Annotated in this window: 11 protein-coding genes; 6 read left to right on the plus strand and 5 right to left on the minus strand. The window is 57.3% G+C overall.

The window, feature by feature from the left end; translation table 11 throughout:
• Positions 1–28 precede the first annotated feature (28 nt).
• Entirely contained in the window at positions 29–2,161 is a 2,133-nt protein-coding gene (glgP, locus tag EKD03_RS00235; protein WP_129626101.1) for an alpha-glucan family phosphorylase, read from the minus strand.
• Between the two features lie 204 nt (positions 2,162–2,365).
• Between glgP and EKD03_RS18320 the strand changes: the two genes are divergently transcribed.
• The 3 genes from EKD03_RS18320 to EKD03_RS00250 all read left to right on the plus strand — a co-directional run bounded on the left by EKD03_RS18320 (position 2,366) and on the right by EKD03_RS00250 (position 5,947).
• Complete coding sequence (locus EKD03_RS18320; protein ID WP_161569137.1) at positions 2,366–5,146, plus strand: RecQ family ATP-dependent DNA helicase; 2,781 nt, start codon at positions 2,366–2,368, stop codon at positions 5,144–5,146.
• 91 nt (positions 5,147–5,237) lie between these two features.
• On the plus strand, positions 5,238–5,498 hold the full coding sequence (locus EKD03_RS00245) for a hypothetical protein (protein ID WP_202976746.1): 261 nt from the start codon (positions 5,238–5,240) through the stop codon (positions 5,496–5,498).
• Positions 5,499–5,503: 5 nt separating this feature from the next.
• Positions 5,504–5,947 (plus strand): PIN domain-containing protein, encoded by a 444-nt coding sequence (locus EKD03_RS00250; RefSeq protein WP_129626103.1) that lies wholly within the window; start codon positions 5,504–5,506, stop codon positions 5,945–5,947.
• Positions 5,948–5,980: 33 nt separating this feature from the next.
• Here the strand turns inward: EKD03_RS00250 and EKD03_RS00255 are convergent, their stop codons facing one another.
• Positions 5,981–6,502, minus strand: coding sequence for a hypothetical protein (locus EKD03_RS00255; RefSeq protein WP_129626105.1), 522 nt, complete (start codon positions 6,500–6,502; stop codon positions 5,981–5,983).
• Positions 6,499–9,039, minus strand: coding sequence for a hypothetical protein (locus EKD03_RS00260; RefSeq protein ID WP_129626107.1), 2,541 nt, complete (start codon positions 9,037–9,039; stop codon positions 6,499–6,501). The genes EKD03_RS00255 and EKD03_RS00260 overlap by 4 nt, the downstream gene beginning before the upstream one ends.
• A 274-nt stretch (positions 9,040–9,313) precedes the next feature.
• On the opposite strand from EKD03_RS00260, the gene EKD03_RS00265 reads away from it, so the two are divergent.
• The 3 genes from EKD03_RS00265 (at position 9,314) to EKD03_RS00275 (ending at position 15,729) form a co-directional block, all read left to right on the plus strand.
• Positions 9,314–11,758 (plus strand): FtsK/SpoIIIE family DNA translocase, encoded by a 2,445-nt coding sequence (locus tag EKD03_RS00265; protein WP_129626109.1) that lies wholly within the window; start codon positions 9,314–9,316, stop codon positions 11,756–11,758.
• 117 nt (positions 11,759–11,875) lie between these two features.
• Positions 11,876–14,656 carry an HsdM family class I SAM-dependent methyltransferase gene (locus tag EKD03_RS00270; protein ID WP_129626111.1) on the plus strand — a complete coding sequence of 927 codons (2,781 nt, stop codon included), beginning with the start codon at positions 11,876–11,878 and terminating at the stop codon, positions 14,654–14,656.
• On the plus strand, positions 14,653–15,729 hold the full coding sequence (locus tag EKD03_RS00275) for a ComEC/Rec2 family competence protein (protein ID WP_129626113.1): 1,077 nt from the start codon (positions 14,653–14,655) through the stop codon (positions 15,727–15,729). The genes EKD03_RS00270 and EKD03_RS00275 overlap by 4 nt, the downstream gene beginning before the upstream one ends.
• A 151-nt stretch (positions 15,730–15,880) precedes the next feature.
• On the opposite strand, the gene EKD03_RS00280 is transcribed toward EKD03_RS00275, so the two are convergent.
• Both EKD03_RS00280 and EKD03_RS00285 read right to left on the minus strand, forming a co-directional pair.
• Complete coding sequence (locus EKD03_RS00280) at positions 15,881–16,159, minus strand: UPF0175 family protein (protein ID WP_129626115.1); 279 nt, start codon at positions 16,157–16,159, stop codon at positions 15,881–15,883.
• A gap of 393 nt (positions 16,160–16,552) precedes the next feature.
• Positions 16,553–18,148 (minus strand): caspase family protein, encoded by a 1,596-nt coding sequence (locus tag EKD03_RS00285; RefSeq protein ID WP_161569138.1) that lies wholly within the window; start codon positions 18,146–18,148, stop codon positions 16,553–16,555.
• Between the last annotated feature and the right edge of the window lie 32 nt (positions 18,149–18,180).

An 18,180-nucleotide genomic window follows, 5' to 3' on the forward strand; every position in this document is an offset into this window, starting at 1 on the left:
AGAGGGGCTGGGGGTGAGGGCCGTTTCTCTAACTCCGCGCAGCGGGCATATAGAGCCGCTGCACATACTCGGCCAGCATGCGGCGGAAGCTAAACTGCGGCGCACAGGTCGCAATCGCCTCCTTGCAGGTCTGCACCCACGCTACCGGCACGCCCGCCTCGTTACGGTTGTCGTAGAAGCGCGGCACAATCTCGTGTTCGAGGATCTGGTAGAGCGACTGGGCATCGTCCCAGTCCTGTCGATCCTGATCGTCATACTCCCGCTCATCACCAATTGCCCAGCCATTCTTGCCATTAAAGGCTTCGGGCCACCAACCATCCAGGATCGAGCAGTTGGGGGCACCATTCAGGCTCGCCTTCATGCCACTGGTACCGCTGGCCTCGTGCGGGCGGCGCGGGTTATTGAGCCACACGTCCACCCCCTGGGTGAGGGCGCGCCCGACGGCCATGTCGTACTCCTCCAGGAAGATGATCCGTCCGGTCAGCCCTGGCTGCATTGCCAACTGGTAGACATGCTGGATGAAGTGCTTGCCCGGATCATCCTTGGGGTGCGCCTTCCCGGCGAAGATAATCTGCACCGGGCGGCTGGGATTGTTGAGGATCGCCTTCAGGCGCTCCATATCCTTGAAGATCAGCGTGGCGCGCTTGTAGGTGGCGAAGCGGCGCGCAAAGCCAATCGTCAGGATGCCCTCCTCCAACACCGGCCAGACCGTTGCGGGTTGGCCGAGGCGGCGGTAGTACTGGATGAGTCGGGTGCGGGCAAAATCAATCAGATCCTTCTTCAGGGCTTGGCGGGTATTCCAGAGTACCTCGTCGGGAACCTGATAGATCTTCTTCCACATCTCCGCGTCATCGAGGCTATCCTCCCAGTTCTTGCCCAGGTAGGAGTTGAAGAGTTGGCGGATGCTCGGTGCTAACCACGAGGCCGAGTGAACCCCGTTGGTGATGCCGACAATCGGCACTTCGTCTTGGCTCTTACCGGGGTAGAGCCACTGCCACATCCCGCGCGCCACATGGCCGTGCAACTGGCTCACCCCGTTGTGGTAGTCGGAGAGCCGCAGCGCCAGCGCCGTCATGGCGAAGGTGGGACCCCAAGCCTGCTCTTGCAGCGCAATTGCCATAAACTCATCACGGGTCAGGTTGAGTTGGGGCCAGTAGTTCCAGAAGAACTTCTCGATGAGTGCAACCGGGAAGGCATCGTTTCCGGCGGGTACGGGAGTATGGGTGGTGAAGACACAATGCTGCTTCACTTGGGCCATCGCGGCCTCGAAACTCATGCCCTCGACCACCAACTCACGGCACAACTCCAGCACCAGGAAGGCCGAGTGGCCCTCGTTCATATGCCAGACATTCGGTTTGTAGCCCAGGCGACGCAGGGCGCGCACCCCACCAATCCCCAACACCAACTCCTGCGACACGCGCATCTCTTGGTCGCCGCCATAGAGCCGCGCCGAAAGTTCGCGATCCTGCGGGCTGTTCGGGTGGATGTCGGTATCCATGAGCAACAGCGAAACCCGCCCAACCTGGAACTTGTAGACCTTGGCGTAGATGATGCGCCCCGGTAGTTCGACCTCGATCACCACCTCACGCCCATCGGGGTCGAGCGCGGGGATGGCCGGAACATCGGCGAAGTTGAGTTTGTTATACTCGGCAAACTGCCAGCCACTATGGTCAAGGCGCTGGCGGAAGTAGCCCTGCGGATAAATAAAGCCCACCGCGACAAACGGTAGGGCCATATCGCTCGCCTCTTTGACGTGATCGCCGGAAAGGATACCCAGGCCACCTGAGTAGATCGGCAACGACTCGTGGATACCAAATTCGGCGCTAAAATAGGCGATCTGGGTCTCCTTGGACTCCGGGAAGTGCTGGTTGAACCATGTCTGCTTCGTGCTCATGTAGGCATCGAAGTCGCGTAGTACCGCATCAAACTTCTTCAGGTAGGCAGGATTGAGGGCTGCCTCTTCCAACTTGGTTTGACGCACATCGCGCAACATATCAACCGGATTATGGTAGTCCAACTCCCAGAGATCGGGGTCAAGCTCACGATAGAGATCCTGTGCCTCAGGATGCCATGCCCACCAGAGGTTATAGGCCAACTCGCGCAACCGGGCAATCCGTTCAGGGATTGGCGTGAACAGGATTTCACTCTCCAGACGAACCATGTATCTGCTACTTTCTATGTACACGTAAAGGATTCCGGCAGATTGGAACACTCTACCGATTGTACGCGCTATGGGCGTATCTGTCTAGGATTATAGTATACCTTCTTAGGGCATGTGCAAAGTCACCTCCGGTGGGGGTGCGGGGGCGGCTGCGCCCCAAGGACTTTGCACATGCCCTGTATACCTTCTGCTACAATAAATGCCATGACAGCATCTAACCCACTTCTTACCCTCGCTCCGGCGGCACTGAGCCTGATCGCCGGGGATGCACGGCGCCACTTGGTGAACTACCTGAATCGCTGGGGCCATACTCAGACGCTCCTGGGCTACCTGGAGGCGTGGCTGGTTGAGCAACCCCAGAGCGTGACGTTGCGCGAAGGGCGGGCGCGGGTCTTGGCCGAGGTGGATCGGGCCGAGGAGACCTTGGCGATCCTGGCCCAGATTGATGCTGAGCGCCCCACGAGTGTGACGCGCCGCCAACTGCGGTTGCGGGCGCTCTTGGCCGCCGGGCACTATGCCGAGCTTGATCTGGCGCTCGATGCGCTGGCCGAAGATCCCAGCCAAGAACTGCTGGCTGGGTTACTGCGTGGCGATCTCTTGCACGCCCAAGGCGATCTGGAGGCGGCAACCGAGCAGTATCGGGCGGTGGCGCTGCGCGATCTTCACGGCTTGGCGGCGGTGCGCCGCTTGGCCGAGTTGGCGCTGGAGCAGGGCGACCCGGAGGCGGCACGTGGTCAGATTGATGCGCTCATGCTGCGCCCGGAGTTTACCCCCACGACCGCCGATCTTCAGATTCTGCTGCGGGCGGCAGAACTGAGTGATGATGCGACCAGTGCCGATGCCCTGCGCGCTCAGTTGGCCGATCTTGAACTGGCGGAACGCGGTAAGGTGCTGGCCGAACTCGGCATGCGCCTCGAACGTGCGGCGGTGTTGCCCGATCTGCCGGAGCCAGAACCTCCATCTGCGCCGCTGCTCCCCGATGCCGCCTACCAGATGCTGCGCGACTCCTTTGGGTTGCAGGATTTCCGCCCCAATCAGGCGCGGGTGATCCATAATGTCCTGGCGGGTGTGAATACCTTGGCCGTTATGCCCACCGGGGCCGGCAAGTCGCTCACCTACCAACTGCCCGCGCTGCTGCTGCCCCAGGCCACCGTCGTGGTCAGCCCACTGATCGCCTTGATGAAGGATCAGATGGATGGCTTGCCCGATCTTGTCCGCGAACGCGCTACGCTGATCAACTCGACTCTGACCACCCGCGAGTTGAGCGAGCGTATCCGGGCGATTGCCGCCGGTGAGTTCAAGCTGGTCTATATTGCCCCGGAGCGGCTGCGCCAGCGCGCCTTCCTGCATGCGCTCAAGCGCTGCGGGGTGGCGCTCTTCGTGGTGGATGAGGTTCACTGCCTCAGCCTGTGGGGCTTGAGTTTCCGCCCCGACTACCTCTTCATCGGGCGGGCGCTGGCCGAGTTGGAGCACCCGTTGCTGCTGGCGCTCACCGCTACTGCTTCGCAGGAGACCCAAGAAGAGATCCGTCAGGTGCTGGGCCAGAGTGCAGCGGTGCTCTCCTCGGTCTTCCGCCCCAACCTCTACTTCCAGGTCTCGCGGGCGGGCAACCGCGAGGAGAAGCAGCAGGCGCTGATCAGCCTGTGCCGCGAGATTAGCGGGCCGATCATCGTCTATGCACGGGCGCGCCAAGCCTGCGAGGAGTTGGCCGACATCCTGCGCGGGGTGGGTATCGCCGCCGACCACTACCACGCCCAGGTGGCCGACCGTGCCGCGACCCAGGAGCGCTTTATGCGTGGCGAGACCCGCGTCTTGGTGGCGACGGTGGCCTTCGGCATGGGGATTGATAAGGCCGATATTCGGGCGATCATCCACTACAACCTGCCCCAGTCGGTCGAAGCCTACTATCAGGAGGCGGGGCGGGCCGGGCGCGATGGCCAACCGGCGCGTTGCGTGCTGCTCTACGCAGGCAGTGATAAGGCGCGTCTGACCACCTGGTTGCAGGAGCAGGCGATCACCCGCGACCATCTGCGGGCGCTCTACAAGGCGCTGCGCCAGCAGATGCGTGGCACGGTTGATGTGATTGATCTTGAACGGCTGCAACGGGCGGTGAATGGCGATGACGACACGCTGGTGCGGGTGGGGTTGAGTATGTTGGAGCGAGTCGAATTGCTGCGCCGCCACTTCGATCTGCCCGAAACGGCGAGCCTGAGCCTGACCGGGGCCGCCGCGCCGGAGGCCGAGGCGCAGCGGGTGGCCGCGCTCGCTGGCTTGAGCGTGGGCGTCTGGCAGGAGGTGGATCTCCTGCGGCTCGCCACAGATGCGGGCTGGTCGCCCTCGGATCTGGAAGGCGCACTGCTGCGCTGGCATGACGCCGGATTCTTGCGCTACCGAGGCGGGCCGCGCCAAGTCCTGATCGAACTGCTCCCCGCGCCAAGTGATGTCGCGGCACGCATCGAGAGCCTCCTCCACGACTACCACGAGCGTCAGATGCAGCGGGTTGAAGCGTTGGCGCACTACGCCCGCGCCAACGAATGCCGCCACCGCAGCATCGCCGCCCACTTTGGCCAGCGCTTGGCGCGCTGTAAGAGCGGCTGCGATATCTGCGCGCCGGAGCTTGCGTTGAGCAGCGGAGTGCGCCGGGCGCAGCGCAGCGCCCCGCAGCCACTCCCCCCGCGTGACGACGAGGACCCGCGCAGTGATGTGCAGCGCACCCTGGATGGCCTGAGTCACCTACCGTTTGCGATGGGGCGCAGTGGGTTAGCGCGGGTGCTGAAGGGGGCCAGTAGCAGCCCGGTGGAGCCGGAGCGTTGTGCCGAGTTCGGGGCGTTGCGCCACCTCGCTCAGACGGCGATAGAAGAGTTGATCGAGCGGTTGGTGAGTGAGGGCTACATCCAGCGCGACGAGCAGGACGAGTACCGGCGGCTCTCGCTGACCCTACTGGGCACCAAGGCGCGCCGCGACCCGGCGTACTTGTCGGAGTAAGACTTTATCCATGCTCTGGTTACGATCTAACATTTCCATGCATGCCCAGGATCAGGTATAGTATAGATGTTGTGTTCGCAAGGAGGCCAGCATGAGTGAGACAATGATCGCGATAGAGTTTCACACACGCATCAAAGATGGGGCGATTGAAGTTCCTGCGGAGTACCGTGACCAACTCTTTGGTTCTGTACGTGTGATTATTCTACGTACAGAGCATCAGAAAACGAGTAAAATCATTGAGCGAGTACTCCATGATCCGATCCGTGATCCCACCTTTACGCCATTACGACGTGATGAAATCTATGATCGCCAAGAGCAGGAACCCACAGAACCGCTTAGCTCTAAGGAATAGAGTGTATGGCGACAAGTATGGTATATCAACCGGGATTTATTGATACCAATATTTGGCTATACGCATTTATTTCTGGACAAGATCCGGGTAAAGCACAAATAGCACAGGCATTGATTGCAGCAACCCGTCCTCTATTTCTGAGTGTGCAAGTAGTCAATGAGGTATGCACCAATCTCCTGCGCAAAGAACATACGCCCGAAGCGGATATCCGTAATTTCATTGATGATTTTTATGCTCTGTATCAGGTCGTCAATCTGGATCATGCACAACTCATTATGGCGTCTGATCTCCGAGTACGCTACTCCTTGTCGTATTGGGATAGCTTGATTATTGCGAGTGCCCTTCACAGTGGTGTACCAACACTCTATTCGGAAGATATGCAGCATCACCTCGTCATTGATCAGAAGCTTCGAATAGTCAACCCTTTTCTTAAGGGATCTTCATGCTAGGATTAAAAATCGCTCATTAGTATTTTCTTAGATCTACCCCTCGGTCAGATACCACAACCCATCCACCTGAATCACCGGAATACCGCCGTTCTGCTGGCCGATCACCTCGGTCAGCCCGCCGGTGCGCTCGCGAATCACCTCACCCTGCTCATTCAGCCAGCGCAGGTTGAACGAACCATCCACCACATGCACGAGTGCCTCATTGCCCTCACGGTTAAGGATCTCCAGGCGCGTGTAGGTAATCTCTAGCGTGGCGCGATTCCCGAAGATCGGGTTTCGCGACGTATCGGCGAAACCCGCCAGCATCTCACTAAACGCCACCCGCTGATCAACCCGCTCGCCGGGTGCAAAGTAGCCCGCCAAACGCTCGGCCCAACTGCGCTGCGTCGCCACATCCACAAGGCTAGGATCACGCATGGCGAGGTTCAGATCTTCTAAAAATCCATCAACCGCCGCCTCTGGGCTACTCCGCCCCACGCCCAACCCGGTATCATCGGCTGGGGCCGCGCAGCCTACCAGCACCAGCACACAGAAGATCCAGAACCAGCGCATCATGGCTGCACCGCAGGCGTCGGCGTAGCGGACTCTTCGCGGAAGGTGCGCGGCGGGGCGGGCAGTTCCGCACGCAGGATGTAGCGCCCATTGAGCATATAGATCAGTGTGCGTGGCCCATTAGAGACCACGACCATATCGCTGAGTTGATTCAGTTGGTACTCGCTATCTGTGCGCATGCGGATCTGTTGGATAATCTTGCCTGTCAACTTATCGATCTGGATAATCCGCGCATTGATTGGCTCAACCAGAAAGATCGAACCACCACCAAACCCATCGTTGGTGACAAAGAAGCGCGTCACCCCACTGATTACTGGGGTAATCGTCTCTGGTTTGATTTCACTGACCAAGCGGCCCTGACTAAAGACCAGCACGCCCCCATTCGAATTCAGGAGGTAGATCGCGCCATCTACGGTCATATCAACCACATTACTCAGATCAACATCGGCCAAACTCGCAGGATCGAGCCAATATTCGGGGGTATCGCCATAACTCCCCGAATTGAACTTGAGCACCTCATTTGGGACAGCCCCCCAGACATAGAGATTCCCGTCATACTCTGCAATGCGCAGATGGTCACGCACCTGCCAGATCTCACTCCCACCAAGCTTTGAGTAGTTCCACTGGTCACGATTGCGGAAATAGTAGCCAAAGCCCTCAGGAGCCTGATCAACCGCGACCACCTGATCAATACGCCAGAGCGCCGAGCGCATCGGCCCCACAATCGTCTCACCGATCTGGGTGCCGGGGTTGAGGTAGGGTTCAGGGGGGCCACCATCACGCGGGATGCGGTAGAGCGGCGTGTTGGCACGTTCCGCATCGAGCGTATAGATGTAGCGCATCACCTCCAACTGGTAGGGGTCGGTGATGGTCGTGGTGGTCGGTGGCACCACCAAGCCCTCAAAACTGCCCTCAGCGCTGGGGTGGGTGGAAATCAGGGTCGGGCTATCTATGAAGGTGACCCGCTGCACCGCCGCGAGGGCGCGTTCATACTCGCGCTGGATCTCCTGGTAGCGCAACCAGAGTGTTGGGTTGGTATCGGTCACCACCGCACTAGCGCGTACTTCATCAATCGCCTGCCGCGCCAACTCAAGTGACTCCAGCGCTAGTGTCTCATTCGTCGCCTCACGCACAGAGGCCAAGCGGGTTTCAGCGGCGCTAATGTACTCCAACGCCAATTGCTGATCATTCTCACGGGTCAAGTTCATGCCATAGAGAATGAGAATCACGATCAGCAGGCTCATCCCCAGGAGCATAAGCCAGGGGATATTGATCTGGTTGCGGCGGTAGGAGAGACCCTGGCCACGCATAATAGCAGGCGGCGTATTGAGCGGGCGCACGCGCCGCGCCCGGATAGCCTCATCGAGCGCCAGCCAGAGCATGCGGAAGGGCAGTAAGAAGCGCTCCTTCCAGGTGAGATCGACAAACGGGCGTTTTTCGTAGCGCGTGCGGTAGGGGCGGGCGGTGGCTTCTAATTCCGGCCCGTCACCCAGATCGATCCGCCGCGAGGTACTGAAGTAGTTCTCTTCACCCAGGAAGGTGGAGGGTGGGAGTTCAGGTTCGGAAATCTCACGCTCCTGTTTCGCCCGTGCATAGCGCGTGCCCAGATCCTCACCAATATCGAGCGGCGCTGGCCGCGCAATCGGGTTAGTCGAATAGGGCGACGGCGGTGGCAGCGTGGTGAGCGGGTCGGGGCGCGGGGCTACCGGCGGCGGCGTGGCCTGCGGTGCTGGCCTCCAGCGTGCCAACCATCCCGACCACAAAGGTGCGGGACGCGGCGGCACGGCGGGTGCGCTCGTCTCCTGCTGGATCGAGGCCGCCCGCCGTACCTCCAGACTTGCCACCAAGGCGTAGGCATCCACCAACCCATGCTCGTTGGCAATCTGGAGCAGGCGCTCCCCACTCGCATCTGGGTCACGCCACCGCAGAATCTGGTTCGTCTCTTGGCGCGTGAGCAACGGCGAAAAGCTACTCGAACAGAGAATCAGCGTCTCCCCGGCGCGTAACGTACAGCGGTAGAACTCCGGCTCAATAAAGAGACTCGCCCCCAGTGCTCCCGCCCGACTGAAGGGCGCGACACTCACATGGGCCGGGTCCCACGAGGGATGCGCCGGGAAGGCGCGCAACACCCCCTGGCTCAACACATACGCCTGCGCGGGTTGCACTTGGGCCACGTAGAGTTCACCATCCTTCAGGACGGCAATCGAGAGACCCACCGTAGCGCGTTGGCCCGCCGGCTGGGGAATATTCTCTTGGTAGAGCGCATGATTGGCGGCGGCTATCGCTCGTCGCATCGCGGCGGTAATGCTCGACGTGCTCTCATCGTAGAAGGCACGCTGAAGGGTTCGCGCCGCTAACAGGCATGCCTGACGGCTGTGCGGAACCAACGTATCGGGCTCGGTTAGAATATAGAGGCTGCCCTTGTGCGCTTCGGGGGTTAACGGAGAGCTAGGGACGGTGATGCTGATCAGATCGCTCTTCGATTCGACGACACCGTCTATCATGCCGATCTGGCGCACACGGGACTCAAGTTTTTGCATAGTCAAAGCCATCCTCGATTGGGTGAGGTGCGGCAGGATTATAGCACATGGCGTAGGGAGGCATCGCGATGCACCCACCGGAATAATCTGCGCAATCTGCGTAATCTGCGGATAAATAACGCAGGGAGGCATCGCGATGCACCCACCGGAATAATCTGCGTAATCTGCGTAATCTGCGGATAAATAACGCAGGGAGGGCTCGCGATGCGCCCTATACGCTTCGCCCCGCGCAGATGTGCTATACTCTCTTGCGCCAAGCAGAAAGGATTGACGAATGGCTGCACGGGGAGGAAATAAGCGCAGTGGTGGCAGCCGGAGCAGTAAGCCCAAGCCACCAGCCCGGCGCACTGCGAATAGAACGCAACGCTTCAGCATCTCGTTGCGGCCTGAGCACCAACGCGAACTCTTCGCGCTGGCGCTGATCACGGTGGCGCTGGTCACGCTGCTCTTCTTCCTCACTGGGGTGGCGGGTGGTCTCGGCGGAATGTACCTGGAAGTGGTGCGCTACGCCTTTGGCAGCGGGGCTTTGGTGGTGCCGATCACGCTGGGTCTGCTTGGCGGGGCGATTCTGATCCAGGAGCGCATGCAGGACGCTAAACTCAGCGGCGCGAATACGCTCGGTACGCTGCTGGTGCTGTTCGCCATCCTCGGTCTGTTGGAGTTCCCCTTCCACGACATCCACCTGCTTGATCGGCTCGATCAGGGTGGCGGATGGATCGGCTACTGGATCGCCGAACTGCTAGATCGCAGCATTGGCCGCCCAGCGGCGGTGCTCGTGGTAATTGTGCTCGGTCTCGCCGGGATCATGCTCACCTTCAACATTACCCTGCGCGAATTGTATACCGGCAGCAGCCTGCGCCTCGCCCGCTTCTGGACGATGCTGTGGAGCGCCCCGCGCCGTCCGGTGCGCTCGCGCCCACCCGCCGATGCCGATCTGCCCTTCCAGCCGCCGCCGCTGGGTGCCAGCGACGATCTGGTTCCGACGCCCATCGCCGCCCGCCCGACCAAGGCGAGTCTCTTTCAGCGCCCCGGTGTCGAGGCTCCGGCCCCCACCAAACCGGCGGCGCGCACCAAACCACCGGCGGCGCTCCCGGCACCCGTGCCAGTCAGCGCCAAGGCCACCCCGGAGCCGCCCCCGGTGGAGCGTCGCCCCCCGCCACCCAGCGAGCCAATCAACGCGACGGTGCAGGAAGCGCTGGAGGGCTTCGAGGTCTCGCCGGTGTACCGCGCATGGCCATTGCCGGTACTCGACATGCTCGATTCCTACCAAGGTAGTATTGAGATCAGCGATGATGACTTTCGTGCCCGTTCACGCTTAATCGAAGAGACCTTAGCCAGCTTCAAGGTTGAGGCCCAGGTGATCCATGTCAACCCCGGCCCCGCCGTGACCCAGTTTGAACTCCAGCCCGCCGTGGGGGTCAAGGTGAGCAAGATTACCGCATTGGAGAAGGATCTGGCACTCGCACTCGCGGCACCTTCGATCCGTATTGAAGCGCCCATCCCCGGCAAAGCAGCCGTGGGGATCGAGATCCCCAACTCAGCCATCGCCATGGTGGGTATGCGCGAGGTGATTGACAGCGAAGAGTTCGAGGCCCACCGGGGCAAACTCAAACTCCCCTTGGGCAAAGATGTCAGCGGCACCCCGGTCATCGCCGACATGACCAAGATGCCGCACCTCTTGGTGGCCGGTTCGACCGGCTCCGGCAAATCGGTGGCGGTCAACGCCTTCTTATGCGGCCTGCTGCTGCGCCACAGCCCCGACGAACTCAAACTCATCCTGGTTGACCCCAAGATGGTCGAGATGATCGTCTACAACCGGGTTCCACACCTGCTCTCGCCGGTCGTCACCGAGTTAGAACGAGTCGTCCCGACCCTCAAGTGGGCCACCCGCGAGATGGAGCGGCGCTACAAGATCTTCGCTCGCCACGGCTGCCGCAACCTAGAGAGCTACAAACAACTGGGGCGCAAACGCGCCGATCTGGAGCCGATGCCCTACATCATTATCATCATTGACGAATTAGCCGATCTGATGATGATGGCCCCCGACGAGACCGAGACCTACATCTGTCGGCTGGCCCAAATGGCGCGCGCCACCGGCATCCACCTGATCATCGCCACCCAGCGCCCCTCAGTAGACGTAATCACCGGACTGATCAAAGCCAACTTCCCCTCGCGCATCGCCTTTGCCGTCACCTCGCAGATTGACAGCCGGGTGATCCTCGACGGGCCGGGAGCCGAGCAGTTGCTCGGTCGGGGCGACATGCTCTACATGGCCGCAGATTCGGCCAAACTAGTACGCATCCAGGGCACCTTCGTCTCAGACCGCGAGGTAGAGCGGATCGTCGAGTTCTGGCGCAACGCGGTACCCCCCGCCAGCGAAGCCGAGGTCAAGGCGAAGCCGGGGGGATCGTTGGGGATGAGTGGGCCGGGGTACAGTGGCGCATTACCGGGGCCGCGCCCCACTGAGCCGACTGCGGCCAGCCAGAGCGACGAGAACTTCAGCCCACCCGCCGAGTTCCTCAGCGTAGACGAGCAGGACGAGTTGTTGGTGAAGGCCCGCGAACTAGTAGTGCAGCACGAACGCGCCTCAGCCTCGCTCCTCCAACGGCGGCTGCGCATCGGCTACAGCAAAGCCGCGCAGTTGATCGATCTGCTGGAGCAGCAGGGGGTGGTCGGGCCAGCGGAGGGCGGGCGTTCGCGAGAGGTGATAAAGAGGTAGGGGGGATCTTCACAGAGAATGTATGCGAATTTGCAGAAGACAAACAAAGCTGATATTATAGTATAGACACATGTTCTGTATGAACATGCAGTATTGCGGTATCCACAAGAGGCAAAGATGCTCTCACAAGCCGCTCCATTTGGTTTCAATCCCGGCTTTGTGCCATTGCCCGATAACGCTCGTCAGGCAGTTTATGATAGCCTGATCCAGCGCGGCTTTGCGCGTAAGGCTATTCTTGATTCTTACAATTTCACTAGCCGTAATGTTGATCTGAAACTCAATATGTTGGCCTTCGCTGATCCTGTTCGTCGTACTCCGGCAGAATATGCTGGATGCGTCGTGTACAACGCAACAAATGATCTTACTGAAAGAGAGATTGTTTCAGTTCTTGCCCCGACAGCAGCACCTTTTCATATTATTCATCGAGAAGACAGGTTCTCATTTTGGGCAAGTACATTAGATGGAAAGACCATACAACCCGTTGAGTTAGGTACTGCGATTTCCTATTCTCAGCTATCTCAAATACTTCAAGAATACAGAGTTGATTTTGCTCCTGAGCAGATCGTCAGTGTGAAACAGGGACGTAGTCAGTTCGTGCATCCCCACTTACGGAAGTTGGAACCACTTCAACTTGCATTATGGGCCATTGATATCACTCGTGACACCCTGGTAGACAAATTTGGACAAGCAGTAACACAATTGCGCAACGACATGGGTGATCGGCCTGATATTTCAGACCGCGAAATTACCGGTTTGGCAATTCAAATGCTTGGCGCAACGATTCTTGCTGATACCGGTATCTTTGACGAATCAATGCGGCAGCAGGGACTTAATCTGTCACTAGATCGATTGTTTTTCACTGCTGCCGAGCGATATCCGACCTATTTCCGTTCAAGACACTTTTTTCTGAGAAATTACGAGAAGATTGAACGTGCCTACACCATCTTGCGCCAAATATACTATTCTGCCTTTGTTCCCGACATGCTCAGTGCCCTTTATACCAAAGCCTATAGTAAAGAACAACGAAAGAAGTTAGGTTTCTACGATACTCCCCTCTATCTTACTCGTCGCATCCTGCAAAACATTCCTATTGAGTTCCTTCCGCCCGATCATCGCGTTATTGTAGATATGGGATGTGGATGGGGGAGTTTTTTGATTGCCGGGACTGAGCGATTGTCGCAACTGAGCGATATGCGTGGTCGTTCACTAAGAGAACATATTATCGGTAATGATATTGACACTTTTACAGCGCAGCTTGCTGGTCTGGGGCTTTTGCTTGCTACGTCAGAAGATAGTTGGCACATTGAGCATGAGGATGCGCGTCAATGGCCCTGGATTGAAACGCATAACCCGGGCATTATCGTTGGCAATCCACCCTTTAGGGGTAGGCGGGATCTGCCAGAAACCCTTGATGATCTTATGCCAACCGAAGGAAAACGAACGCGGGTTGAAGCCGCAAATGCGCACATAGATCTTGCCATTCGTAGGGTACGACCGGGTGGTTATATTGCTATGATTATGCCTCAATCATTTCTTATTTCTGAAGCGGCTCCTAAAATACGGCACAATTTACTCGAAAACTGTGATATTACTGAGATTTGGGAACTTCCAAGACGAGTTTTTCCTGATGCAAAGGTACATCCAATGGTGCTATTTGCACGTAAGGAATCTGAGAAGCGTAAAACTATATTCCCAATACGTACACGAAATATTCAGAATGGTACTATTGAGGAATTTGTAAAATCAGGTATTTTTACAGCTTCAAGTATTAATTCAGATATTTATCCATCAAAGAGTAATAAAGTTACGATTAATACAACAAAGAATGATATCATATCTAAATCTGTCATCTTGTCGAATTTGGATTGGAATATGATTCGCCAGAAATGTAATGATATTACATTATTAGCAACAATATTTCCTGGTACCATTCGAGGAATAAAAACCGAAAAGAAGCGATGGCTAAATTATTCAAGCCAAAGCAATATTTTATGGCTGACAGATGCTCGACGAATTATGTCGAGATCATGGTATATCAATTATGATGCGGCAATCAGTGCAACTTACCCAAGAGATTTTGAAGAGCCACGTCTTGAAAACAAACACCTACTTGACTCGGAAAAGATCATCATGATTGCTTCACCTAATACTAGTTGGGGTAGACGTGCTAAAGCTGTTGTTGAACGCAGAGGTTATCACGTCTCGCATAGTTTCTGGGTTGTGTCGCCTAATACAGAGACAAATCCCCACCTCTCTAAAGAAGCATTAACGGCCATCATAAACTGGCACGTTAGTAATGCTTGGATTGCTGAACATCGTAGTTATCCATGGATTGAACGACGCATTATTGATACCATACCTATTCCTTGTGATCTTAGTCCAGATGATTGTCGTAGCTTGACTGATGCTGTACAAAAGATTGAATTAGCTGCAAATGCTAACCAGCAACTACCGGAAGAAGCCGTTCAATCCATTGATACGATCCTTCGCAGAGCCTATGACCTAGACGATGCCACCTACGCACGACTACGTGCTATATCAGCGTGGGATGAGCGCCCTCAAATCACACTTGACCCCCAACCAGATCGTAGCATTGCTGATTATGTAGTTAGCGGTATCGTCGAAGACGTGCAGCCTGAGCAGGGAGTCGTGTCTCTCTGGATCAGTGACTTCGACGATATACAGACCGTGCCCATCGATCCCTTAATGCCTGGATGGATGCTGCGCCCAGAGACTCCCTTTCGAGCAAAAATACCGTTTGCCAACAAGCGCAAACGTTCACTTGATGGTGTTGTGTGGAATTCATTTGCTCCACAGCAGCACACATATCAAGATGAGAAAGAGCTTGTCCAAGAATTGAGCTATATTTTTGGTTCTGGCGGAGAACAAGACGGATGACGTTTCAGCATAGCGTCAAAATAGCATTCCTTGATGTAGGGCAAGGTGATAGTATCGTGGTGACAGTGCCGGATACCGGAGAAGCTGTCATTATTGATTGTCCCGAAGCAGATACAGTCATTGAGTACCTACGTGGTGAAAATATCCGCTTTATTCGTGCATTAATTATTACCCATCTGCATCTCGATCACTTTAAGGAATCTGTGGGTTTCCTTGAGAACTGTAGGCCACAGTTGGGTATTGAGTGTGAACGTCTTATCTTTAATTGGTTCTACAACCGTCAACCGCCACCCCCTGATGCTGATGAGCATAGTGAGATATCTAGTGATCTAAAGATACGTGAGCGGGTGCGACGTACAGCCTATCAAGAGTTGGTGACTTGGGCAGAGCAGGAACCTAACAAACTCTCTTGTATTCCATTATTGCGGCCTCGCAGTGGAGATCGTCTAGAGATTGAAGGGACGATCACACAAGCAATTAGAATTTTACAACCCTCGCATGCTCAGATGGGCAAGCTTAACCACCTTGGATTGAACAATACATCAGCTATTCTTCGGATAGAAAGTTCTGGATCTTCAGCCTTGCTTACGGCAGATATTGAACCAAGTGGATGGAACGAGTTACGAAGGCGTCATGCAGATTTGCGAAGTGACGTACTTAAATTTCCCCACCATGGTGCATGGAAAAACGCAAACCCTACCGATATTTTAGATGCAGTTGAACCTTCAATCGTGGTTGTATCCGTTGGAACAGATGGTAGTCGCTATGACCACCCCAATGATCATGTCTTTCATGCTATTCGTGATCTTTCAGAAATGCGATTGCTCTGTACTCAAGTAACAAGCCGTTGTGTTGAAAACCCTAGCTCTCACAAGGATGCTATTCAGGCCATTCTTGAAGCAGATGCTACTTCGCGTGGGATGAGGCATATACGTACACCGCGTGGCTGCCCTTGTGCTGGAACGATCATTATTGAACTGGGCAAGCACATAAAGGTTCTTCAGCCTGACACTTCAGTCCATCGCGATCAGATTATTCAAGGATTTCTTCATTCGCATCGGTGTGTCATATAAATCCAGCGCCACATTCGCTCATCTGTAGGTTGTGTGCAAAGCCTGAGGATCGCATAGCAGGCTTTGCGGCTTCAGAAAGACCTAACCGCCTGTTGCAGTTTGAGCAAGTAGCACACTGGCTATAGATGAGCGGCCACATTATCTATATCAATCATGCCCAGCAGTTGTTCAGCCGAGCATCAATAGCAACCTTCGCTTCTGCTACAACATCCTGAGTATCATCAAAGGCAGACACGCCATAGATGCCCAGGAGATCGAGAAATTCCCTCCGCGATATTCCGAGTAGTTCAGATGCTTTTCCTGACGAGAGTTTACCCAGATCATAGAGGCGTATAAATAATGCCTCGCGGGCTAACCCTTCAAGCTCCTGCCTAGACTGGGCCGTGGCTTCTAGTAGCTCTTCGGGGTACTCTATCTGTAGCATTGTCATAGTCAGATCCTTTCATTACCCCTAATTGTAGCAACTTACGACCTGCTATGTATACTCGGTTTGTATGGTAGCACCGACGCTGGTCGGTGGTCGCATCCCTCTGCACTCCTCCATCCTTCCTCTGCGCACCTCTGCGTCCTCTGAGGTCAAACCTCCGGTGGGCGCATCCCGATGCGCCCCTCCATCCTTCCCCTGCGGTCAAACCTCCGGTGGGCGCATCCCGATGCGCCCCTACAGATTCCCCCCGATCACCCTCAACATCCCATCCCTCTGCGCCCCTCTGCGTCCCCTGCGGTCAAACCTCCGGTGGGCGCATCGCGATGCGCCCCTCCATCCTCCCTCTGCGTTCTCTGTGTTCTCTGCGGCTAACCCTCCGGTATGCACCCCGAAACCTCACCCCCCGATCATCCTCCGCACCACCTCGCTGATCTGTATCGTAATCGGCAAGACGGTTGGCAACACCAGGGCGATCTGCTCGGCGGCCTGCTGGAGCCGCTTCAAGCTGTAGGCCACATCCTCGCGGTCGGGACGGGGCTTGGTGGCCTCGGCGACGGTCTGCTCGATCCGCTTGGCGGTCTGCTCCGCCGCCGCCGCGTGCGTGGCGGGTACCCGCTGAAGCTCGGTGCTCAGTTGATCTAGCAGCGTCTGCAACTGGGCCTTCGCCGCCGCATCCGCGTGCGGGGCCGCAGCGATGCTCTGGGTCACGTTGCTCAGGGTGGACTTGATGTTCAGCAGGGCACCGCTGAAGTTGCCGGACATCGTGAACTGATCGCCGCTCACAAAGGTGCCCCGGCGCTTATCAATACTCCCCTCGGCATAATCCCCGCCCCCGGTCTCCACACGGCGCACGCTGCTCTGCGCCCCTGGCCCAATGGCGATCCCCGTACCCCGAATGTCGCCGGTGGTGATCGTATCGCCGCCCACCACATCACCAATCGAGATGTCGCCATACTGCCCGCCATCGCCAAAGTGTACCCCGCCCTGCTGCCTGCGCTGATCCACGTTGACGTTGCCGTGAACATCACCGGCAATCGCCGCGCCGACCTGGGCGTTCCCACTGATGCGTTGCTGGTGCTGGCGCTGACGCAGCACCACCTGGCTGTAGGCCGGGTTGACCTCGCGTACAGCGGTGTCTTCGGGGGGCGAACTGGAGGCATCGAATGTGCCGAGGGTGGATGCGCCCCGGTAGAGCGCCACCGCGAACGGCCCGACGCCTTTGAGGATGGTCAGTTCTGGTTCCTGCTTCTCGCCATAGTGCTTGCGTGTCGCCACAGAGATCTGGCGCGTGACGCTCTCCTCAAGCGTGAAGTAGAGATGGGTATAGAGGTCGAAAATACTGATATAGCCATGGTTACTCACGATCCCCTTGCCCTGGAGGCCATCCACCAGCGCCTGGGTGAAGAGCGTGAGCGGGCCGGGGCCGATGAAGGCGTACTGGTTCTCACGGCACGCACTGATGATCACCCGCCCCTCGCCGGTGCCCAGCAGCGCCGCAGCGACGGGCGGCGGCATGGGGTTGCCGGTTGGTGGGGCATCCCCGGCGGCCAGAACGGGCGAGATTTCACCGGCGTGGCAGGCATTGACGATCAGCACCAGCCGCTTGGCCGGGATCGCCCGCAACTTCGCAATCAACTCGGCTTCGCGCACCCCCGTACCGACCACGACCTTCTTCCCGTCCATGCGGGTATCGTGGGTGGTCAGGTAGTAGCCATCATCGCCATATTCGCCATGGCCTGCATAGAAGATGAAGACCGTATCATCCGCATTCACCCGCGTCAACCCATCCAACGCAGCTAGAATCCCCGCACGGCTCGCGTCCGTATTGCTGAGCAGCGCCACCTGTTCCGAGGGGTAGCCACACAACTGCGGATCGCGCAGCACCGTCGCCACACTCGTGGCATCAGTGGCCGTGATCGGCACATTGAAGCGCGGCACATGGGCATACGTACCAACACCGATAACGAGGGCGTGGGCAGTGGAGAAGGGCATAGGGCAACTCCTACGCATACAAAACGGGTGTA

Source organism: Candidatus Oscillochloris fontis (assembly GCF_004138135.1).
Taxonomy (GTDB): Bacteria; Chloroflexota; Chloroflexia; order Chloroflexales; family Chloroflexaceae; genus Oscillochloris; species Oscillochloris fontis.

Coding starts and splice junctions, on each gene's coding strand:
- glgP (WP_129626101.1), bottom strand. CDS start 2,161: ATGGTTCGTCTGGAGAGTGAAATCCTGTTCACGCCAATCCCTGAACGG.
- EKD03_RS18320 (WP_161569137.1), top strand. CDS start 2,366: ATGACAGCATCTAACCCACTTCTTACCCTCGCTCCGGCGGCACTGAGC.
- EKD03_RS00245 (WP_202976746.1), top strand. CDS start 5,238: ATGAGTGAGACAATGATCGCGATAGAGTTTCACACACGCATCAAAGAT.
- EKD03_RS00250 (WP_129626103.1), top strand. CDS start 5,504: ATGGCGACAAGTATGGTATATCAACCGGGATTTATTGATACCAATATT.
- EKD03_RS00255 (WP_129626105.1), bottom strand. CDS start 6,502: ATGATGCGCTGGTTCTGGATCTTCTGTGTGCTGGTGCTGGTAGGCTGC.
- EKD03_RS00260 (WP_129626107.1), bottom strand. CDS start 9,039: ATGCAAAAACTTGAGTCCCGTGTGCGCCAGATCGGCATGATAGACGGT.
- EKD03_RS00265 (WP_129626109.1), top strand. CDS start 9,314: ATGGCTGCACGGGGAGGAAATAAGCGCAGTGGTGGCAGCCGGAGCAGT.
- EKD03_RS00270 (WP_129626111.1), top strand. CDS start 11,876: ATGCTCTCACAAGCCGCTCCATTTGGTTTCAATCCCGGCTTTGTGCCA.
- EKD03_RS00275 (WP_129626113.1), top strand. CDS start 14,653: ATGACGTTTCAGCATAGCGTCAAAATAGCATTCCTTGATGTAGGGCAA.
- EKD03_RS00280 (WP_129626115.1), bottom strand. CDS start 16,159: ATGACAATGCTACAGATAGAGTACCCCGAAGAGCTACTAGAAGCCACG.
- EKD03_RS00285 (WP_161569138.1), bottom strand. CDS start 18,148: ATGCCCTTCTCCACTGCCCACGCCCTCGTTATCGGTGTTGGTACGTAT.